At 70.3% G+C, this 17,914-nt stretch carries 22 protein-coding genes and 4 tRNA genes; 8 read left to right on the plus strand and 18 right to left on the minus strand.

The window, feature by feature from the left end:
* Nucleotides 1-277 precede the first annotated feature (277 nt).
* The 5 genes from rplA to ACWCQM_RS16790 form a co-directional block, all read right to left on the minus strand.
* The gene (gene rplA, locus ACWCQM_RS16770; RefSeq protein WP_073744239.1) at nucleotides 278-1,000 is read right to left on the minus strand and encodes a 50S ribosomal protein L1; all 723 of its coding nucleotides are present in this window, start codon (nucleotides 998-1,000) and stop codon (nucleotides 278-280) included.
* Between the two features lie 83 nt (nucleotides 1,001-1,083).
* On the minus strand, nucleotides 1,084-1,518 hold the full coding sequence (rplK, locus tag ACWCQM_RS16775) for a 50S ribosomal protein L11 (RefSeq protein ID WP_003967000.1): 435 nt from the start codon (nucleotides 1,516-1,518) through the stop codon (nucleotides 1,084-1,086).
* 179 nt (nucleotides 1,519-1,697) lie between these two features.
* Nucleotides 1,698-2,585: a transcription termination/antitermination protein NusG gene (gene nusG / locus ACWCQM_RS16780; protein ID WP_450916011.1), complete on the minus strand. Its 888-nt coding sequence runs from the start codon at nucleotides 2,583-2,585 to the stop codon at nucleotides 1,698-1,700.
* A gap of 74 nt (nucleotides 2,586-2,659) precedes the next feature.
* Nucleotides 2,660-2,947: a preprotein translocase subunit SecE gene (gene secE, locus ACWCQM_RS16785; protein WP_031096325.1), complete on the minus strand. Its 288-nt coding sequence runs from the start codon at nucleotides 2,945-2,947 to the stop codon at nucleotides 2,660-2,662.
* Between the two features lie 106 nt (nucleotides 2,948-3,053).
* Nucleotides 3,054-3,126, minus strand: a tRNA-Trp gene (locus ACWCQM_RS16790).
* A gap of 212 nt (nucleotides 3,127-3,338) precedes the next feature.
* Here ACWCQM_RS16790 and ACWCQM_RS16795 point away from each other — a divergent pair.
* A complete protein-coding gene (locus tag ACWCQM_RS16795) occupies nucleotides 3,339-4,565 on the plus strand; it encodes a pyridoxal phosphate-dependent aminotransferase (RefSeq protein ID WP_450916012.1) in 1,227 nt (408 codons plus the stop codon).
* Nucleotides 4,566-4,692: 127 nt separating this feature from the next.
* On the plus strand, nucleotides 4,693-5,706 hold the full coding sequence (locus ACWCQM_RS16800; protein WP_450916013.1) for an adenosine deaminase: 1,014 nt from the start codon (nucleotides 4,693-4,695) through the stop codon (nucleotides 5,704-5,706).
* On the opposite strand, the gene ACWCQM_RS16805 is transcribed toward ACWCQM_RS16800, so the two are convergent.
* Nucleotides 5,699-6,280, minus strand: coding sequence for a TetR/AcrR family transcriptional regulator (locus tag ACWCQM_RS16805; RefSeq protein WP_450916014.1), 582 nt, complete (start codon nucleotides 6,278-6,280; stop codon nucleotides 5,699-5,701). The genes ACWCQM_RS16800 and ACWCQM_RS16805 overlap by 8 nt on opposite strands.
* A 90-nt stretch (nucleotides 6,281-6,370) precedes the next feature.
* On the opposite strand from ACWCQM_RS16805, the gene ACWCQM_RS16810 reads away from it, so the two are divergent.
* Nucleotides 6,371-7,006, plus strand: a complete 636-nt coding sequence (locus tag ACWCQM_RS16810; RefSeq protein ID WP_450916015.1) for an NAD(P)-dependent oxidoreductase — start codon at nucleotides 6,371-6,373, stop codon at nucleotides 7,004-7,006.
* A 95-nt stretch (nucleotides 7,007-7,101) separates the two neighbouring features.
* Here the strand turns inward: ACWCQM_RS16810 and ACWCQM_RS16815 are convergent, their stop codons facing one another.
* The 6 genes from ACWCQM_RS16815 to ACWCQM_RS16840 all read right to left on the minus strand — a co-directional run bounded on the left by ACWCQM_RS16815 (nucleotide 7,102) and on the right by ACWCQM_RS16840 (nucleotide 9,863).
* On the minus strand, nucleotides 7,102-8,157 hold the full coding sequence (locus ACWCQM_RS16815; protein WP_450916016.1) for a UDP-N-acetylmuramate dehydrogenase: 1,056 nt from the start codon (nucleotides 8,155-8,157) through the stop codon (nucleotides 7,102-7,104).
* Nucleotides 8,158-8,437: 280 nt separating this feature from the next.
* Nucleotides 8,438-8,866 carry a MaoC family dehydratase gene (locus ACWCQM_RS16820; protein WP_450916017.1) on the minus strand — a complete coding sequence of 143 codons (429 nt, stop codon included), beginning with the start codon at nucleotides 8,864-8,866 and terminating at the stop codon, nucleotides 8,438-8,440.
* Nucleotides 8,866-9,318, minus strand: coding sequence for a MaoC family dehydratase N-terminal domain-containing protein (locus ACWCQM_RS16825; RefSeq protein WP_267074140.1), 453 nt, complete (start codon nucleotides 9,316-9,318; stop codon nucleotides 8,866-8,868). Before ACWCQM_RS16825 ends, ACWCQM_RS16820 begins: the two co-directional genes overlap by 1 nt.
* 101 nt (nucleotides 9,319-9,419) lie before the next feature.
* Nucleotides 9,420-9,584 carry a 50S ribosomal protein L33 gene (gene rpmG / locus ACWCQM_RS16830; RefSeq protein ID WP_003956487.1) on the minus strand — a complete coding sequence of 55 codons (165 nt, stop codon included), beginning with the start codon at nucleotides 9,582-9,584 and terminating at the stop codon, nucleotides 9,420-9,422.
* 88 nt (nucleotides 9,585-9,672) lie between these two features.
* A tRNA-Met gene (locus tag ACWCQM_RS16835) sits at nucleotides 9,673-9,745 on the minus strand.
* A 45-nt stretch (nucleotides 9,746-9,790) separates the two neighbouring features.
* Nucleotides 9,791-9,863, minus strand: a tRNA-Thr gene (locus ACWCQM_RS16840).
* Between the two features lie 285 nt (nucleotides 9,864-10,148).
* Here ACWCQM_RS16840 and ACWCQM_RS16845 point away from each other — a divergent pair.
* The 4 genes from ACWCQM_RS16845 to ACWCQM_RS16860 all read left to right on the plus strand — a co-directional run bounded on the left by ACWCQM_RS16845 (nucleotide 10,149) and on the right by ACWCQM_RS16860 (nucleotide 14,350).
* The gene (locus ACWCQM_RS16845; RefSeq protein ID WP_450916018.1) at nucleotides 10,149-11,369 is read left to right on the plus strand and encodes an amidohydrolase family protein; all 1,221 of its coding nucleotides are present in this window, start codon (nucleotides 10,149-10,151) and stop codon (nucleotides 11,367-11,369) included.
* A 34-nt stretch (nucleotides 11,370-11,403) separates the two neighbouring features.
* Nucleotides 11,404-12,060, plus strand: a complete 657-nt coding sequence (locus ACWCQM_RS16850) for an SDR family oxidoreductase (RefSeq protein ID WP_267074142.1) — start codon at nucleotides 11,404-11,406, stop codon at nucleotides 12,058-12,060.
* Between the two features lie 146 nt (nucleotides 12,061-12,206).
* Nucleotides 12,207-12,869, plus strand: a complete 663-nt coding sequence (locus tag ACWCQM_RS16855; RefSeq protein ID WP_450916019.1) for a DedA family protein — start codon at nucleotides 12,207-12,209, stop codon at nucleotides 12,867-12,869.
* Between the two features lie 284 nt (nucleotides 12,870-13,153).
* Entirely contained in the window at nucleotides 13,154-14,350 is a 1,197-nt protein-coding gene (locus tag ACWCQM_RS16860) for an MFS transporter (RefSeq protein WP_450916020.1), read from the plus strand.
* A 16-nt stretch (nucleotides 14,351-14,366) separates the two neighbouring features.
* On the opposite strand, the gene ACWCQM_RS16865 is transcribed toward ACWCQM_RS16860, so the two are convergent.
* Together ACWCQM_RS16865 and ACWCQM_RS16870 are read right to left on the minus strand one after the other, a co-directional pair.
* Nucleotides 14,367-14,585 (minus strand): hypothetical protein, encoded by a 219-nt coding sequence (locus ACWCQM_RS16865; RefSeq protein WP_450916021.1) that lies wholly within the window; start codon nucleotides 14,583-14,585, stop codon nucleotides 14,367-14,369.
* A 191-nt stretch (nucleotides 14,586-14,776) separates the two neighbouring features.
* A tRNA-Tyr gene (locus ACWCQM_RS16870) sits at nucleotides 14,777-14,858 on the minus strand.
* A gap of 164 nt (nucleotides 14,859-15,022) precedes the next feature.
* Between ACWCQM_RS16870 and ACWCQM_RS16875 the strand changes: the two genes are divergently transcribed.
* Nucleotides 15,023-15,511 (plus strand): YajQ family cyclic di-GMP-binding protein, encoded by a 489-nt coding sequence (locus ACWCQM_RS16875; protein WP_073744205.1) that lies wholly within the window; start codon nucleotides 15,023-15,025, stop codon nucleotides 15,509-15,511.
* Nucleotides 15,512-15,621: 110 nt separating this feature from the next.
* Here ACWCQM_RS16875 and ACWCQM_RS16880 read toward each other — a convergent pair whose 3' ends face one another.
* From ACWCQM_RS16880 to mscL, 4 genes are all read right to left on the minus strand, one after another.
* Nucleotides 15,622-15,894 (minus strand): GlsB/YeaQ/YmgE family stress response membrane protein, encoded by a 273-nt coding sequence (locus ACWCQM_RS16880; RefSeq protein ID WP_267074168.1) that lies wholly within the window; start codon nucleotides 15,892-15,894, stop codon nucleotides 15,622-15,624.
* Between the two features lie 75 nt (nucleotides 15,895-15,969).
* Nucleotides 15,970-16,362, minus strand: a complete 393-nt coding sequence (locus ACWCQM_RS16885) for a YccF domain-containing protein (protein ID WP_450916022.1) — start codon at nucleotides 16,360-16,362, stop codon at nucleotides 15,970-15,972.
* Entirely contained in the window at nucleotides 16,359-17,222 is an 864-nt protein-coding gene (htpX, locus tag ACWCQM_RS16890) for a zinc metalloprotease HtpX (protein ID WP_450916023.1), read from the minus strand. The genes ACWCQM_RS16885 and htpX overlap by 4 nt, the downstream gene beginning before the upstream one ends.
* A 219-nt stretch (nucleotides 17,223-17,441) precedes the next feature.
* Nucleotides 17,442-17,906: a large conductance mechanosensitive channel protein MscL gene (gene mscL, locus ACWCQM_RS16895; protein WP_450916024.1), complete on the minus strand. Its 465-nt coding sequence runs from the start codon at nucleotides 17,904-17,906 to the stop codon at nucleotides 17,442-17,444.
* Nucleotides 17,907-17,914 lie beyond the last annotated feature (8 nt).

A 17,914-nucleotide genomic window follows, 5' to 3' on the forward strand; every position in this document is an offset into this window, starting at 1 on the left:
CTTTCCACAGTCACCTGCGCAGGTCGCCCGTTCTCGACGGATCCTTCGGTCACCGGTTCCTCTTACGAGTGCACGGCAACGACCAGCGGTCTTTGGCTTCCTGAGGAGCGTACGCGACCGGGGCCGTTCGGAGCAAATCCGTCCCGGTTCGACCGGTCGGAGAGGTTTGAACGCCTCTCGTACGGGTCCGGGAACGAGGACGGGCCCCGCAGAGCCTCTGGGAGGCTGCGGGGCCCGTACCGTGCCGTGACGGCGGCTACCGGGTGAGCGCGAGGGCTCAGACGGCGGCCGGGTCCTCCTCGACGAGGAGGTTGCGCACGCGGTTGGAGTCCAGCGGGATGCCGGGGCCCATCGTCGTGCTCATGGTCGCCTTCTTGATGAAGCGACCCTTCGCGGCGGACGGCTTCAGACGGAGGATCTCCTCCAGGGCCGCGCCGTAGTTCTCGACCAGCTTCGTGTCATCGAAAGAGGTCTTTCCGATGATGAAGTGCAGGTTCGAGTGCTTGTCGACGCGGAACTCGATCTTTCCGCCCTTGATGTCGTTGACAGCCTTGACGACATCGGGGGTGACGGTGCCGGTCTTCGGGTTCGGCATCAGACCACGCGGACCGAGCACGCGGCCGAGGCGGCCGACCTTGCCCATGAGGTCCGGCGTGGCGACGACGGCGTCGAAGTCCAGACGGCCCTTCGCCACCTCGTCGATGAGCTCGTCGGCGCCGACGATGTCGGCGCCCGCGGCTTCCGCGGCCGCAGCACGGTCACCGGTCGCGAAGACCAGGACCCGGGCGGTCTTGCCGGTGCCGTGCGGGAGGTTCACGGTGCCACGGACCATCTGGTCGGCCTTGCGAGGGTCAACACCCAGGCAGAACGCGACCTCGACGGTGCCGTCGAACTTGGTGGCGGCGGTTTCCTTGGCGAGACGGACGGCCTCGAGCGGGGCGTAGGTACGCTCCCGGTCGATCTTCGCGTCCGCAGCGCGGAGGTTCTTGCTGCGCTTCACATCTACTCCTGTGGTTTTTCAGAGTGTGGAGTCGTGGTGCGGACCAGCGCTTGGTCCTACCACTGGGGGGTGACGGGGCTGAATCAGCCTTCGACCGTGATGCCCATGGAACGGGCGGTGCCAGCGATGATCTTCGACGCGGCGTCGAGGTCGTTGGCGTTCAGGTCGGGAAGCTTGGTCGTGGCGATCTCGCGGACCTGGGCAGCCGTCAGCTTGGCGACCTTGGTCTTGTGCGGCTCGCCGGAGCCCTTGTCCACACCCGCGGCCTTGAGGATCAGCTTGGCGGCCGGCGGAGTCTTCGTGACGAAGGTGAAGGAGCGGTCCTCGTAGACCGTGATCTCCACCGGCACGACCATGCCACGCTGCGACTCGGTCGCGGCGTTGTAGGCCTTGCAGAACTCCATGATGTTGACGCCGTGCTGGCCCAGTGCGGGACCGACCGGCGGCGCCGGGTTGGCCGCACCGGCGTTGATCTGGAGCTTGATAAGCCCCGTGACCTTCTTCTTCTTGGGAGGCATTGCTCTCTCCGGGTCCTAGTGAGAGTGTTTCGCCGCCGATTCCGGTCATCCGGATGGAGGCATACCGCACAACGATAACGGGTATAGCTGCGCGACCAAAAACCGAGCAGGTCAGATCAGCTGCGAAGCCGGTCTGACCTGCTCGGTAGGCATGTGTCCAGAAGCTGGCGGTGAAGCCGTCAGTTCTTCTGGATCTGGTCGAAGCTGAGCTCGACCGGGGTCTCGCGACCGAAGATCTCGACGAGGCCCTTGACCTTCTTCGAGTCGGCGTTGATCTCGTTGATCGTCGCCTGCAGCGTCGCGAAGGGGCCGTCGGTGACGGTGACCGAGTCGCCGACCTCGAAGTCCAGCACCTGGACCTCGACCTTGCGGGCGGGAGCCGGCTTGCCCTCGGCCTCGGCCGCCTCGCGGGCCGCCTTCTCCTCGGCCTCGGGGGCGAGCATCTTGACGATCTCGTCCAGGGTCAGCGGGTACGGGTCGTAGGCGTTGCCCACGAAGCCGGTGACGCCGGGCGTGTTGCGGACAACACCCCAGGACTCGTTCGTCAGGTCCATGCGCACCAGGACGTAACCCGGGAGCTTGTTCTGACGGACGTTCTTCCGCTCGCCGTTCTTGATCTGGACGATCTCTTCCTCGGGCACCTCGGCCTGGTAGATGAAGTCCTCGACGTTGAGCGAGACGGCGCGCTGCTCCAGGTTGGCCTTCACGCGCTTCTCGTAACCGGCGTACGTGTGGATGACGTACCACTCGCCGGGCAGGCCGCGGAGCTCCTCGCGCAGGGCGGCGACGGCGTCGACGGGGGCGGCCGGCTCGGCCTCCTCCGCGTCCTCGTCGCTCTCGACCTCGTCGGCGGCCTCGTCGTCCTCGGACTCGTCGCTCTCGGCGTCCTCGTCGGACTCGACGCTCACGGCGTCCTGCTCGGCGGGCTCGCCCGCTTCGGCGTCAGCAGCTTCGACCTGGTCCGGGTCCACGGCATCCGCCGCCTCGACGATGTCGAGCTCGTCCTCGGCGGACTCGACGGCGCTCGCCGTGGGCTCGGCGTCGTCGTTCAGGTTCGGGTCAGACACGATGGCTGCTTCTTCCTGGATACAAATGGGTGGAACATGCGAAAGAGGCGCCGGTGAGGCGCCCTCCGCGGGGATCAGCCGAAGACGTACTTGATGACCCGCGCAAATCCGAAGTCAATCACGGTGACGAGACCGATCATGACGACCACGAACACGATCACCACGGCCGTGTACGTCGAAAGCTGGCTGCGCGTGGGCCAGACGACCTTGCGGAGCTCGGCGACGATCTGGCGGTAGAACAGCGCGAGACGGCCCAGAGGGCCCTTCTTTCCGCGCTTGCCGCCCTTCCGGGTCTTCTTCTTCGACTCGGGGGCTTCGTCCTCGGCATCAGGCATGTCGATGGAGCCCACGGCGTCCGTCACGCTACTCACCTGATTCCGGGTCGTGGCCGTGCCGCGCCCGGTGGAGCCGCACGGCGGTGCATTGAAGTACGTACATGCGCACACATCCTGGCGAAGGAGTGTGTAGCAGGGCCGGAGGGACTTGAACCCCCAACCGCTGGTTTTGGAGACCAGTGCTCTACCAATTGAGCTACGACCCTTTGTGGTTTCCACCAACCTACCGCATGTTCTCCGGTGACCCGGATGGAAAACGGTGCGGCTGGTGAAGGCCAACGACAGGTGAGTGTACGTGCTCAGGGGCGCCGCGTCGAACAGACAACAACCGACCGGTCCTGTCCGGATGCTGTCCGAGTGCTGTCCGGTCCCTGAAACCCCTGTGCCGACGGCATTTCCGGTCTGGGAGCATGGGGACATGAGCGCTGCAACTTCTCCGTCCGAGCGCCGGGTCTCGGCCCGCATCGGTGCGATCTCCGAGTCCGCCACCCTCGCCGTCGACGCCAAGGCCAAGGCCCTCAAGGCCGCCGGGCGTCCGGTGATCGGCTTCGGCGCCGGCGAGCCCGACTTCCCGACCCCCGGTTACATCGTTGAGGCCGCCGTCGAGGCGTGCCGCAACCCGAAGTACCACCGCTACACCCCGGCGGGCGGGCTCCCCGAGCTCAAGGCCGCCATCGTGGCGAAGACGCTGCGCGACTCCGGCTACGAGATCGACCCCTCCCAGGTCCTGGTGACCAACGGCGGCAAGCAGGCCATCTACGAGGCCTTCGCCGCGGTCCTCGACCCGGGCGACGAGGTCATCGTCCCCGCCCCGTACTGGACGACCTACCCCGAGTCGATCCGTCTGGCCGGCGGTGTCCCGGTCGAGGTGGTGGCCGACGAGACCACCAACTACCGGGTCTCGGTCGAGCAGCTGGAGGCAGCGCGCACGGAGCGCACGAAGGTCGTCCTGTTCGTGTCGCCGTCCAACCCGACGGGCGCCGTCTACAGCGAGGCCGAGACCGAGGCGATCGGCCGCTGGGCCGTCGAGCACGGCCTCTGGGTGATGACCGACGAGATCTACGAGCACCTGGTCTACGGCGGCGCCGCAGCGGCCTCGCTCCCGGCCGTCGTGCCCGAGCTGCGCGACAAGTGCATCGTGGTCAACGGTGTCGCGAAGACGTACGCCATGACCGGCTGGCGGGTGGGCTGGATCATCGGCCCGAAGGACATCGTGAAGGCCGCGACGAACCTCCAGTCGCACGCCACCTCCAACGTCAGCAACGTCGCGCAGGCCGCCGCGCTGGCCGCGGTCTCCGGTTCGCTGGACGCGGTCGCCGAGATGCGGACGGCCTTCGACCGCCGCCGCAAGACGATCGTGCACATGCTGAACGAGATCAACGGCGTGCTCTGCCCCGAGCCGGAGGGCGCGTTCTACGCGTACCCTTCGGTCAAGGGCCTGCTCGGCAAGGAGATCCGCGGCAAGCGCCCGGCGGACTCCGTCGAGCTCGCGGCCCTCATTCTGGACGAGGCCGAGGTCGCGGTCGTGCCCGGCGAGGCCTTCGGTACGCCCGGCTACCTGCGGCTGTCGTACGCCCTGGGCGACGACGACCTCGTCGAGGGTGTCTCGCGGATCCAGAAGCTGCTGGGCGAGGCCCGCGACTGATCCGCTGATCCGCGCACGCGGGTGAGGTGGCTCCCGGCTCCGGCCGGGGGCCACTTTTTTGTTCGAGGGGCAACTCGGATGGGGAACCCGCTACCGCGGCACCCCTCGTGTGCGGCAAGATCCTTCAATGGAGCGTGACGTACGGCTGTTGCCCAAGGCCCATCTGCATCTGCACTTCACCGGGTCGATGCGGCCCACGACGCTGCTCGAACTCGCGGACAAGTACGGGGTGCATCTGCCGGACGCGCTGACCGGCGGTGAACCGCCCAAGCTGCGGGCCACCGACGAGCGCGGCTGGTTCCGCTTCCAGCGTCTCTACGACATCGCCAGATCCTGCCTCCGTGCCCCGGAGGACATCCAGCGGCTGGTGCGCGAGACGGCCATGGAGGACGTCGCGGACGGCTCGGGGTGGCTGGAGATCCAGGTCGACCCGACCTCGTACGCCCCGCTGCTCGGCGGGCTCATCCCGGCGATCGAGATCATCCTGGACGCCGTGGACAGCGCGTCCAGGGAGACCGGGCTCGGGATGCGTGTGGTGATCGCGGCGAACCGGATGAAGCACCCGCTGGACGCCCGGACCCTGGCCAGGCTCGCCGTGCGGTACGCCGACCGGGGCGTCATCGGCTTCGGGCTCTCCAACGACGAGCGGCGCGGGATGGCGCGCGACTTCGACCGTGCCTTCGCCATCGCCCGCGAGGGCGGTCTGCTCGCGGCCCCGCACGGCGGCGAGCTCTCGGGGCCCTCCAGCATCCGGGACTGCCTGGACGACCTCGACGCGTCCCGCATCGGGCACGGCGTACGGGCGGCGGAGGACCCCCGGCTGATGCGCAGGCTCGCGGAGCGGGGTGTGACGTGCGAGGTCTGCCCGGCGTCCAATGTGGCGCTCGGCGTCTACGAGAAGCCCTCCGACGTACCCCTGCGCACTCTGTTCGACGCCGGCGTCCCTATGGCGCTGGGCGCGGACGACCCGCTGCTCTTCGGCTCCCGGCTGGCCGCGCAGTACGACCTCGTACGCCGCCATCACGGCTTCACCGACGAGGAACTCGCCGAGCTGGCCCGGCAGTCCGTGCGGGGATCGGTGGCCCCGGCCGAGGTGCGGGAGAAGCTGCTCGGCGGGATCGACGCCTGGATCGCTAACTGATCCCGCGCAGCAGGGTGCGCGCGAGGGAGGCCGCGAAGTCGTCCAGCGACTGCGGGGAGCCGCCCATCTCGTAGGCGAACGCGCGCTGCGAGCAGGCCCCCAGGAGCAGCGAGGCGGCCGCGTAGGTGTCTGCCCCGGCGTCGACCCTGCCCGCCCGCTGTTCGGCGCGCAGATAGGCGTCGAGGCCCTCGATCGGCTTGTGCGGCCCGGTGCCCATCTCGCGCATCGCCTCGTCGTGGCGGCGCTTGAGCCGGGGCTCGGCGTGGAGCGAGGCGAGCACGGGGAAGGTCTGCTCGTAGAAGAGCGCGGCCTGGCGGGCGATCTCGCGGAGGTTCTCCTCCAGGTCGCCCTCCCCTGCCTCCAGATCCCCCAGGAGCGGCCCCAGCCGGGGCATCCGTTCGCCGAGGACGGTAACGAAGAGCTCTTCCTTGCTCCGGAAGTACTTGTAGAGCGCCGCCTCCGAGCACCCGGCGGCCTTGGCGATCTCCTTGGTCGTCACCCGCGCGAGACCGATGCCGAGCATGAGTTCGTGGGCGGCGTCGACGATGCGGACGCGGGCCGGCTTATTTTCCATGCGTGCTCCAACAAGCCTTGACGAGGGGGTGAGTGCCCGCTCACCCTATAGGTGAGTGAATACTCACCCACTGGGGAAGGGGAGTGCGCCATGAGGCTCACCGTGTTCGGAGCGACCGGGGCCATCGGCCAGGAGATCGTGCGCCAGGCTCGCGCGGCGGGGCACGAGGTGACGGCGGTGGTCCGCGATCCCGGCAGGCTTCCGGAGGGCCTGCGGGAGGCGGAGCCGGACGGGATCGTGCGGCTGGACGACCCCGTGGCGGTCCGCGCGGCCGTCGCGGGGCGGGACGCCGTGCTCTCGGGGCTGGGGGCCCGGGGCCGGAAGGCGGGCGATGTCGCCGAGCGGCTCACCGGTCTGGTGCTGGCGGCCATGGAGGCGGAGGGCACCCGGCGACTGCTGGTCGTGAGCGCGGCGCCGGTCGGCCCCGAGCCTGCGGACGACCCGCTGCTGGACCGGACGGTCCGCAAGGTGATCGGCGCGGTCCTCAAGGAGGTGTACGCCGATCTGACGCGCATGGAGGCCGCGTTGGCGGCGAGCGCGACGGACTGGACGTCGGTGCGCCCGCCGAAGCTGACGAACGGCCCGCTGACGGGGACGTACCGGACGGTCGTGGGCGGCACGCCGCGCAGTGGCCGCTCCATCGCACGGGCCGATGTGGCCCACGCGATGCTGGCGCTGGCCGACGAGCCGGCCGCGGTGAAGCAGGGCGTGGGCGTCGCCTACTGAACGCCCGCGGGGGCCCGCCGTGCTCGGCGGGCCCCCGGGCCGTCCGGCCGTCTGGCCGTCTGGCCGTCTGGTCGTCCGGGGGCCCGCGTACTGCTCTACAGGCTGACGCCGACCGTCACCGGCTCATTGACGAGGGTGACCCCGAAGGCCTCGTGGACCCCGGCGACGACCTCGCGCGCCAGGGCGAGCAGGTCCTCGGTGGTCGCGGCGCCCCTGTTGGTGAGGGCGAGCGTGTGCTTGGTGGAGATCCGGGCAGGGCCGGTCCCGTACCCCTTGGTGAAGCCCGCCTTGTCGATGAGCCAGGCGGCCGAGGTCTTGACCATGCCCTCACCCGCGGGGAAGGCGGGGGGCGTGACCTCGGCGCCCAGGCGCTCCCTGGCGCGGGCGAGGAAGTCCGCGTACCCGGCCTCGTCCAGGATCGGATTGGTGAAGAAGGACCCGGCCGACCAGGTGTCGTGGTCCTCGGGGTCGAGCACCATGCCCTTGCCGGCCCGCAGGCGCAGCACCGTCTCGCGGGCCGCCGCGGCCGGCACCCGGTCGCCCTGTTCGACGCCCATGGCGCGGGCGGTCTCCGGATACCGCAGGGGCGCGGACTGCCCGCCCGCGTCCTCCAGCGCGAACCGGACACGGAGCACCACGAAGCGGTCGGGTTCGGCCTTGAAACGACTGTGGCGGTACGAGAACGCGCACGCCGCGTTGGAGAGCGTGACGGTCTCCCGGGCGAGCCGGTCGTAGGCGACGACCTCCGTGATGACCGAGGACACCTCCTGGCCGTACGCGCCGACGTTCTGGATCGGTGTGGCCCCGGCGGACCCGGGGATTCCGGCCAGGCACTCGATCCCGGCGAGACCCGCCTCGACCGTACGGGCCACGGCGTCGGTCCAGACCTCGCCGGCGGCCAGTTCGAGCGTCGTGCCGGAGAGCTCGAAGCCCTCGGTGGCGATGCGCAGGGCCGTTCCGACGAAGCCCTTGTCGCCGATGACCAGGTTGGAGCCGCCGCCGATGACCAGGAGCGGGGTGCCGCTGTCGTCGGCCTCACGTACGGCGGCGATCACCTCGGCATCGGTGGTGGCCGTCAGGAGGCGGTCGGCCGGGCCGCCGAGCCTGAAGGTGGTCAGGGGGGCGAGGGGGGCGTCGTGGAGTTCCTGCACGGGGACAAGAGTACGGTCCGTGCCCGGCCGCCCGGGCGGGCGGAGGGCACCGGGCGGGCCGGGCGGCGTGGCGGGGGCCGGGAGCGCGAAGGGTGCTCGGCGGGGCACAGCGCGGGGGCGGGGCAGGGCGGGCTGTGCGGCGCGATGCGACGGGCCGGGCCGGGCCGGGCCGGGAGCGTGGACGGCACTCGGACGGGCCGGGCAGCGCGAAGGGCGCCCTCCCCGGGCAGCGCGAAGGGCGCCCTCCCCGGGGAGAGCGCCCTTCGGCCTTCGTCGCGTTTCAGGCCAGGCGGACGACGGCGCGGGACATGCCCAGCACCTTCTTGCCGTCGCTCATCGCCGTCAGGTCGACCCGCACGAGGTTGTCGTCCAGCTTCGCGGCGACCTTGCCGCTCACCTCGATCTGCGCCCCGGTCTCGTCGTTCGGCACGACGACCGGCTTGGTGAACCGCACCCCGTACTCGACGACGGCGCCCGGGTCGCCCGCCCAGTCCGTGACCACGCGGATCGCTTCGGCCATGGTGAACATGCCGTGCGCGATGACGTCCGGCAGTCCGACCTCGCGTGCGAACTTCTCGTTCCAGTGGATCGGGTTGAAGTCGCCGGAGGCGCCCGCGTACTGCACCAGGGTCGCCCGCGTCACCGGGAACGACTGCGCCGGCAGCTCCGTGCCGACCTCAACCGCTCCGTAAGCGATGTTCGCCGTCATCACGCCTCCTCGGCGGCCCGGGCCACCAGCTTCGTCCACGCCGTCACGACGTGCTCACCGGACTCGTCGTGGACCTCGCCGCGGATGTCCAGGATGTCGTTGCCCGCCATCGACTTGACGGCCTCGATGGTCGAGGTGACCGTCAGCCGGTCCCCCGCCCGCACGGGGCGCACGTAGGCGAACTTCTGGTCGCCGTGCACCACGCGGCTGTAGTCCAGGCCCAGCTGCGGGTCCTGGATCACCTGTCCGGCGGCCCTGAAGGTGATCGAGAAGACGAATGTGGGCGGGGCGATCACATCCGGGTGCCCCAGAGCCTTGGCGGCTTCCTGATCGACGTACGCGGGATTGGTGTCACCCACCGCTTCCGCGAACTCCCGGATCTTCTCCCGGCCGACCTCGTACGCCGGGGTGGGCGGATAGGTCCGCCCCACGAAGGACTGGTCGAGCGCCATGAGCCCGGTACCTCCTGGTGAAAGTCGAATAGGGCTGGGAACCCAATACAACGACACGAGGCCGCCCCCAGTGGGGACGGCCTCGTGCACGAGCCTGTTTTTCAGCGCGTTTCGCGGTGCGCGGTGTGCGAGTTGCAGCGCGGGCAGTGCTTCTTCATCTCAAGACGGTCCGGGTTGTTACGCCGGTTCTTCTTGGTGATGTAGTTCCGCTCCTTGCACTCCACGCAGGCCAGCGTGATCTTCGGGCGGACGTCGGTGGCAGCCACGTGAGTGCTCCTTGGACGGACGATGGACGGATGAACGCATAAAAGAGTAGCCGATCGAAGGACCGACCCCACAATCGGCTACCGTTAGTAGCGGTGACCGGACTTGAACCGGTGACACAGCGATTATGAGCCGCTTGCTCTACCGACTGAGCTACACCGCTTTGATGCCGGGTTTCCCCGCCGAAGCGGGGAGACCCGATCACCAGAGCCCCAATGCGGAATCGAACCGCAGACCTTCTCCTTACCATGGAGACGCTCTACCGACTGAGCTATTGGGGCGAGCGAGGAAGACATTACACGGTCTCTCGCCGATCGCCCAAATCCGTTTCCGCGGCCCCCGCCCGGCCCCCGGCCACCCATGCGGACGCCCCCCTGATCAGGCCCTTGATCAGCCCGTACGCCGCCCCCGCGGGCTGCCTCCCCTCACTCTGCGGACCCCCGCTCCCCGGCCCCCCGGGAGGGCCGCGTTCGTACGACTAATGCGGCCCTCCCGGGGGCGTGCCGGACGCCCGCCTAGGCTCGGCGCTCCTTGCGCGATCTTGAACCCCTTCCAGGAGCGGCACGATGTCCGACAGTCCCGGCGACGAGGCCACGCTCCTGCTCCACGGGGCCAGGCTCGCGGACGGGCGCACGGTCGACGTACGGATCGGCGGCCCCCGGATCGAGGCGGTCGGCACGGCGGGCAGCCTCGCCACCCGGGGGAACCGTCTGGACCTGCGCGGCTGGCTGCTGCTGCCCGCCCCCGCCGAGGCCCACGCCCATGCCGACACGGCGCTCACCGGGGCAGCCGGGGGCCCGGAGTCCCAGCACCCCGACGACGTCAGGCGCCGCGCCACCGAGGCCGCCCTGCTCCAGCTCAGCCACGGCGCCACGGCTCTGCGGGCCCATGTGCGCGTCGGCGGCGTGCACGGCCTCGGCTCCCTCGAAGCCGTGCTGGACGCGCGCGCGGCCCTGCGGGGTCTCGCCGACCTGAGGGTCGTCGCCGTGCCCCGGCTGCTGACCGGCACCGCGGGCGCCGACGGTCTCGCCGCGCTCCGGGACGCCGTGGGGATGGGCGCGGACGTCGTCGGGGGCTGCCCCGACCTCGATCCCGACCCTGCCGGGCACACCGAAGCCGTGCTGGACGTCGCCGCCGCCCACGGGCGGCCCGTCGATCTGCACACGGACGGCGACGATCCCGCGCGGCTGGCCCGGCTCGCCGCCATGGCCGGCGGTCTCCGGCCCGGCGTCTGCTTCGGCCCCTGTGCGGGCCTCTCGCGGCTTCCGGAGGACGAGGCGGCCCGTACCGCCGACCGGCTCGCCGCCGCCGCTGTCACCGTGGTCTGCCTGCCCCAGGGCGGCTGCTCGGGGGCGCGCCTGCGGGGGACCCCGCCGGTACGGCTGCTGCGCGCCGCCGGGGTGCGGGTGGCGGCGGGCAGCGGCGCGCTGCGCGACGCCTTCAGCCCGGTCGGCCGGGGCGACCCGCTGGAGGCCGCCTATCTGCTGGCCTCACAGCAGGGCCTCACCCCGCACGACGCCTACGAGGCCGTCTCCGAGGCCGCCAGGGCTGCTCTGGGCCTGCCGGAGGTGCGGATCGAGGCCGGCTTCCCCGCCGAACTGCTCGCCGTGCGCGGGGACCAGCTGGCCGGGGCGCTCTCACTGGCGTACAGCAGGATCGTGGTGCACCGGGGCCGGGTCGTCGCGCGGACCAGCGCCGTACGCGAGTACTGCGACTCCGGGGCCGCCGAGGCCCTGGGCCTCCCCCGCCAGGGGCGCACCGATTCCGGCCCCGGCGGCGGGCCTTGAGCACGAGCGCGGCGTCCGGCGTACGGTCGGAAGCATGCGCATTGTCATTGCAGGTGGACATGGTCAGATCGCGCTGCGGCTGGAGCGGCTGCTCGCCGCGCGCGGTGACGAAGCGGTGGGCGTCATCCGCAATCCGCAGCAGAGCGAGGACCTCCGGGCCGCAGGGGCCGAACCCGCCGTCCTGGACCTCGAATCGGCGTCCGTGGAGGACGTGGCGGAGCTGCTGCGCGGAGCGGACGCGGCGGTCTTCGCAGCCGGTGCCGGGCCGAACAGCGGCTCGGCGCGGAAGGACACGGTGGACCGCGGAGCGGCGGTGCTCTTCGCGGACGCGGCGGAGCGGGCCGGGGTGCGCCGCTATGTCGTGGTGTCCTCCATGGGGGCCGACCCCGAGCACCCCGGCGACGAGGTCTTCGACGTCTACCAGCGCGCCAAGGGGGAGGCGGACGCCTACGTACGCGCGCGCAGCGGCCTGGACTGGACGGTCCTGCGTCCCGGGATGCTCACGAACGACGCGGGCACGGGCCAGGTCCTGCTGGCTGCGTCGACGGGCCGTGGTCCGATCCCCCGCGACGACGTGGCGGCGGTGCTGCTGGAGCTGCTGGACACCCCGGCGACGGCGGGTCTCACGCTCGAACTGATCAGCGGGAGCAAGCCGGTGGCGGTCGCGGTGAAGGACATCGCGGGCAACTGAGGGGCCATCGGGCCGGCGCCCTCCGAGGTCCTCGGCACCGGCCCGGACGGCCGTCTCCATACGCGCCCTTGATCTGCGGTTTCCTACCGTGGAGCGTGTTCGGGGTACACGCCCCGGGTGACTGCCCGCCGGCTTGGAGACTTCATATGCACCTCACGCACTCGGCTGCTCTTCCCGAGGAGCCCGCGGGCGGTATCGCGGGCTGGGCCGCCGGGCTCGTCGATGCCATGGGAGGGCCGGGAGCCGGTCTGGCCATCGCCCTGGAGAACCTCTTCCCGCCGCTGCCGAGCGAGGTGATCCTTCCGCTGACCGGCTTCGCCGCGGGGCAGGGCGTCCTCAGCCTGGCCTCGGCGCTGTTCTGGACCACGCTGGGCTCGGTGGTGGGAGCCGTGGCCCTGTACTGGATCGGCGCGGGCGTGGGCCGTGCACGCATGCACGCCGCCTGGGCGAAGCTGCCGCTGGTGAAGGCCTCCGACCTGGTGCGCACGGAGGAGTGGTTCGCGAGGCACGGCACGAAGGCGGTCTTCTTCGGCCGCATGGTGCCGGTCTTCCGCAGCCTCATCTCCGTCCCCGCCGGCGTGGAGCGCATGCCCCTGCACGTCTTCCTCACGCTGACGGCACTCGGCAGCCTGATCTGGAACTCGGTGCTGGTGATGGCCGGTTACTGGCTGGGAGACCGGTGGGAATCGGTGGGGACCTATGTCGGGCTCGCCTCCAAGGTGGTGCTGGGGCTGGCGGTCGTGGCGGTGGCGACGTACGTGTTCGTGCGGATGCGCGGCTCGAACCGCACTGGGAACCGGCGCAGTTGACGGCCTGGGGTGCCCGTGGCGCATGCACGTGGTTCGCGGCTCGGGGATAACACCTGGCGGTCCCGCCACGGACGTGAACCACGGGCCGTTGCACCACGACGCGCCGGCGACGGGGCGGTGCGCAACGAACCGTCGGCGACGGACCCGTACGCCAGGACTCGTCAACGACGGGGCGGTGCGCACCAGCCGCCGGCAGCGGGCCGTTGCACCACGAGCCGTCGGCGACACCCGGCGCCGCGAGGCGTTGCCATCCGTCGGAGCGACCGCGGGATAGCGTCGGCCGCATGGACGGTGGCCTTGATCGCCGAGGTTGGCTCCCCTGCTACGCGGGCGGGGCGGTCTTCGCCGTGTGCATGGCCGGGACCACCCTGCCGACCCCCCTCTACAGCCTCTACCAGGACAAGCTCGGCTTCTCCGAGCTGACGGTGACCGTCGTGTACGCCGTGTACGCCTTCGGTGTCATCGGGGTGCTCCTGCTGGCGGGCAACGCCTCCGACGCGGTGGGCAGACGCCCGGTGCTGCTCTGGGGCCTGGTCTGCGCGGCAGCCAGCGCCGTCTGCTTCCTGTGCGCGGCGGCCCTGGGCTGGCTCTACACGGGACGGCTGCTGTCGGGCCTGTCCGCCGGGCTGTTCACCGGGGCGGCCACGGCGTACGTCATGGAGCTGGCGCCCGGCAAGGGCTCCCCCAGAGCCTCGTTCGTGGCGACGGCCGCCAACATGGGCGGCCTGGGCTGCGGGCCGCTGCTCGCCGGAGTCCTCGCGCAGTACGCCCCCTGGCCGCTGTACCTGCCGTTCCTCGTGCACCTGGCGCTGCTGGCAGTGTCGGCTGTCGTCCTGCTGGCTCTGAGGGAGACCGTGCGCGAACGACGCCCCCTCGGCACCGTCCGCCCGCAGCGACCCGGGCTGCCGCCCGAGGTGCGCGCGGTGTTCCAGCCTGCGGCGCTCGCCTCGTTCGTGGGATTCGCGCTGTTCGGGGTGTTCACCTCGGTCAGTCCGGCGTTCCTCGCCCAGTTCCTGGACGTGGACAACCACGCCGTGGGCGGGCTGATCGTCGCGCTGGCCTTCTTCGCCTCGATCGCCGGACAGTCGGCGGTCGGCAGGATCGGCGAGAGCCGGTCCCTCCCCCTGGGCTGCGCGGGCCTCCTCGGCGGACTCGCCCTGCTGGCCTCCGCCCTGTGGTGGCAGCTGCTTCCCCTGGTCGTACTGAGCGCGCTCCTGGGCGGCGCAGGCCAGGGCCTCGCCTTCCGGGCCGCCCTGGCCCAGGTGGCCGCGGCCTCACCCGGTGACCGGCGGGCTGCGGTGATCTCCACGCTGTTCGTGGTGGCGTACGCGGGCATCTCGCTGCCGGTGATCGGCGTCGGCGTCCTCTCGGTCCACATCGGCCTCCGGGACGCGGGGCTGGTCTTCATCGCCTGCATGGCGGTCCTGGTGGCCTGCGCCGGCGCGTATCTGCTGCGACGCCCGGCCGGGGCCCGAACGTAGGCGGCTCGGACAGCGCTCAGACCTCACGCTCCGTGGGAATGCCGTCGATCTCTTCCTCGTCACGGCCGTCACCGGTGTCGAGCACGAGTCCTGTGGTCCGGACGGTGAGCCCTGAAGGCTTCGCCGGCTTCGGCTCCCCCTCACGCCCGCCGCGACGCTCCTTCTCGCCCCGGCCCCGATCCGCGCCCTCGCGGCTTCGCTTCGGCTCGTCCGGCGACGGGTTGTCCCTGTTCATGGCGCTCCTCGACCTGCCTGATGGGAACCAGCGTTACGACCAGGCTGGCACGGGGCCGAGCAGCCCGCACGCACAGCGAAGTCGCACTTCCGAGGTCGCGTTTCCGAGGGCTTCCGGGCCCCCTCGTGCACACACGAAAAAACCCCGTCCGACCTGGTGTTCAATCAGGTCGGACGGGGTTTCCCGTCCTGTGGCGGCGCCAGGGTTCGAACCTGGGTAGGCTGAGCCGGCAGATTTACAGTCTGCTCCCTTTGGCCACTCGGGCACACCGCCTGGAACGACGCGTCGGATCCCTGTTCGGGGCTCCTTGGCGACGACGTAAACGATACCTGATGCCCAGGGGTGCTCCGCCACCTGATTGATCAGCACCGGGGGCGGGCGGGGGTGGCTAGGCTTTGTGCCGTACCCAACGCATACGACGCAAGGAGCCACACGTCATGGCCGACTCCAGTTTCGACATCGTCTCGAAGGTCGAGCGGCAGGAGGTCGACAACGCCCTCAACCAGGCCGCCAAGGAGATCTCCCAGCGCTACGACTTCAAGGGCACGGGCGCGTCGATCTCCTGGTCCGGCGAGAAGATCCTGATGGAGGCGAACGGCGAGGAGCGGGTCAAGGCGATCCTCGACATCTTCCAGTCCAAGCTGATCAAGCGCGGGATCTCCCTGAAGTCGCTGGACGCGGGCGAGCCGCAGCTCTCCGGCAAGGAGTACAAGATCTTCGCCACGATCGAGGAGGGCATCTCCCAGGAGAACGCCAAGAAGGTGGCGAAGATCATCCGTGATGAGGGCCCGAAGGGCGTAAAGGCGCAGGTCCAGGGCGACGAGCTGCGTGTCAGCTCCAAGAGCCGGGACGACCTTCAGGCGGTGCAGGCGCTGATCAAGGGCAAGGACCTCGACTTCGCGGTGCAGTTCGCCAACTACCGGTAGGCGGTTCGCTGCCGTGTGCAGCGGGTCGCGGCGGGGCGGGGCGTGCCGGTCGGCATGGTCCGCCCCGCAGCCGTACCGCGGTCGTATCCGGAAGGGCGGTGCGGTGCGGGTCAGCGGCGGTCGCGGGAGTTGCCGAAGAGCAGCCGGTAGGCGATGAGCAGGACCAGGGACCCGGCGATGGCCGCGACCCAGGTGGCCGTGTCGTAGAAGTCGGTGCTGATGGGGCGATCGAGGAAGCGCGACGACAGCCAGCCGCCGAGGAAGGCACCCACGATCCCGATGAGGGTGGTGCCGACGATGCCGCCGGGGTCACGGCCGGGCAGAAGCAGCTTGGCTATGGCGCCGGCGAGCAGTCCGAGGATGATCCAGCTGATGATGCTCATGTTGGCGAACCTACCCGTCAGTTGTTCTTGCAAGCCAAGACGCCTGCGGGACGGGAACGGTTGCCGGGAGCCGGTCTAGCGGGCGGCGAAGGGCTGGTCGGTGCGGACGATCTCCTTGCCGAAGGGCATCAGCGAGACCGGGATGAGCTTGAAGTTCGCGATGCCCAGCGGGATGCCGATGATCGTGATGCACAGGGCGATGCCGGTGGTGATGTGGCCGAGCGCGAGCCACCAGCCCGCCAGGATGACCCAGAGGACGTTGCCGATGAGGGAGCCGCCTCCGGCGCCGGGACGGTCCACCACGGTGTAGCCGAAGGGCCAGAGCGCGTACACGCCGATGCGGAACGCGGCGAGGCCGAAGGGGATGCCGATGATCGTGATGCAGAGCAGGAGCCCTGCGGCCATGTAGCCGAGGAACATCCAGAATCCGCACAGGACCAGCCATATGACGTTCAGGATTGTCTTCACGGTCGATACCCTGCCATCTGCTCGAGACGGGCGATGCGTTCAGCCATCGGGGGGTGGGTGGAGAACATCTTGGACATGCCCTGGCCGGGCCGGAAAGGGTTCGCGATCATCATGTGACTCGCGGTCTCCAGCCGGGGTTCGGGCGGCAGCGGAAGCTGTTTGGTGCCGGCGTCGAGCTTGCGCAGGGCGCCGGCCAGGGCGAGCGGGTCGCCTGTGAGCTGGGCTCCGGAGGCATCGGCCTCGTACTCCCGGGAGCGGCTGACGGCCAGCTGGATCACCGAGGCGGCGAGCGGGCCGAGGATCATGACCAGGAGCATCCCGAGGAGTCCTGGGCCGTCGTCGTCGTCCGACCGTCCCACGGGGATGAGCCAGGCGAAGTTGACCAGGAACATGACGACGGAGGCCAGGGCGCCCGCGACGGACGAGATGAGGATGTCGCGGTTGTAGACGTGGCTCAGCTCATGGCCGAGGACACCGCGAAGCTCTCGCTCGTCCAGGATCTGGAGGATGCCTTCGGTGCAGCACACCGCGGCGTTGCGCGGGTTGCGGCCGGTGGCGAAGGCGTTGGGCGCCTGGGTCGGGGAGATGTAGAGCCGGGGCATGGGCTGGCGGGCCGCGGTCGAGAGCTCGCGCACGATGCGGTAGAGCTGCGGTGCCTCGAACTCACTGACCGGGCGGGCCCTCATGGCACGCAGGGCGAGCTTGTCGCTGTTCCAGTACGCGTAGGCGTTGGTGGCGAGCGCGACGAAGAGGGCCACGATCAGGCCGGTGCGTCCGAAGAAGCTGCCGATGACGATGATGAGGGCCGAGAGGCCCCCGAGGAGTACAGCGGTTTTCAGCCCGTTGTGCCGGCGGTGCACGGTACGCCCTCCAAGTGGTGCAGCAGGGGAACCCTTGCTCTGTGGTGCTCCACTCCCCAGTGGAGCCTCCTGTTCTGGTCAACGCGAGGCGAGGGGAGCTAGTTCCCTTGTGCGAGGAGGCCGGGGACACAGGCGGCAGGGGCGGATCCTGGTGGATCCGCCCCTGGGCCGTACGGGTGGGTCTGTCCGCGCCGGGCCGTACCGGGCCGCGGCGGTGGGTCAGCGCTGGGCGGGGAGCCCCGCGAGCGCGCGGGCCTCCGCGTCGGGCTCGACCTCGCTGGTGCAGTGGGCGCACCGGGTGGCGATCACGGGGATCTCGGTGAAGCAGCGCGGGCAGTCGCGGAGTGCGGCCTTGATGTCGGCCTGCTTCTCCTCCTCCTTGGCGGTGAAGCGGTTCTGGACCTTCGCCATGGGGAGGACGACCAGGAAGTAGAGGACCGCGGCGGTGATGAGGAAGGCGATGGCGGCGCTGATGAACAGGCCGTAGGGGAACTTCACGCCGTCGACGGTGTAGGAGGCCTTGCTGAAGTCGCCCGTGCCCCGGGTGAAGAGGCCGATCAGCGGCACGATGAACGCGTTGCTGAAGCCGGTGACGACGGCGGTGAAGGCAGCTCCCACCGCGAGGCCGATGGCCATGGAGATGACGTTCCCGCGAAGGATGAAGTCCTTGAACCCGTTCAGCACCGCTCTGG

It is taken from the genome of Streptomyces sp. NPDC002125, from assembly GCF_053593715.1.

What these genes read in the sequence shown, in the direction of transcription:
- rplK (WP_003967000.1), bottom strand. Translation starts at nt 1,518, where the DNA reads ATGCCTCCCAAGAAGAAGAAGGTCACGGGGCTTATCAAGCTCCAGATC.
- ACWCQM_RS16795 (WP_450916012.1), top strand. Translation starts at nt 3,339, where the DNA reads ATGAGCGCTGCAACTTCTCCGTCCGAGCGCCGGGTCTCGGCCCGCATC.
- ACWCQM_RS16800 (WP_450916013.1), top strand. Translation starts at nt 4,693, where the DNA reads ATGGAGCGTGACGTACGGCTGTTGCCCAAGGCCCATCTGCATCTGCAC.
- ACWCQM_RS16805 (WP_450916014.1), bottom strand. Translation starts at nt 6,280, where the DNA reads ATGGAAAATAAGCCGGCCCGCGTCCGCATCGTCGACGCCGCCCACGAA.
- ACWCQM_RS16810 (WP_450916015.1), top strand. Translation starts at nt 6,371, where the DNA reads ATGAGGCTCACCGTGTTCGGAGCGACCGGGGCCATCGGCCAGGAGATC.
- ACWCQM_RS16820 (WP_450916017.1), bottom strand. Translation starts at nt 8,866, where the DNA reads ATGACGGCGAACATCGCTTACGGAGCGGTTGAGGTCGGCACGGAGCTG.
- ACWCQM_RS16825 (WP_267074140.1), bottom strand. Translation starts at nt 9,318, where the DNA reads ATGGCGCTCGACCAGTCCTTCGTGGGGCGGACCTATCCGCCCACCCCG.
- ACWCQM_RS16845 (WP_450916018.1), top strand. Translation starts at nt 10,149, where the DNA reads ATGTCCGACAGTCCCGGCGACGAGGCCACGCTCCTGCTCCACGGGGCC.
- ACWCQM_RS16850 (WP_267074142.1), top strand. Translation starts at nt 11,404, where the DNA reads ATGCGCATTGTCATTGCAGGTGGACATGGTCAGATCGCGCTGCGGCTG.
- ACWCQM_RS16855 (WP_450916019.1), top strand. Translation starts at nt 12,207, where the DNA reads ATGCACCTCACGCACTCGGCTGCTCTTCCCGAGGAGCCCGCGGGCGGT.
- ACWCQM_RS16860 (WP_450916020.1), top strand. Translation starts at nt 13,154, where the DNA reads ATGGACGGTGGCCTTGATCGCCGAGGTTGGCTCCCCTGCTACGCGGGC.
- ACWCQM_RS16865 (WP_450916021.1), bottom strand. Translation starts at nt 14,585, where the DNA reads ATGAACAGGGACAACCCGTCGCCGGACGAGCCGAAGCGAAGCCGCGAG.
- ACWCQM_RS16875 (WP_073744205.1), top strand. Translation starts at nt 15,023, where the DNA reads ATGGCCGACTCCAGTTTCGACATCGTCTCGAAGGTCGAGCGGCAGGAG.
- ACWCQM_RS16880 (WP_267074168.1), bottom strand. Translation starts at nt 15,894, where the DNA reads ATGAGCATCATCAGCTGGATCATCCTCGGACTGCTCGCCGGCGCCATA.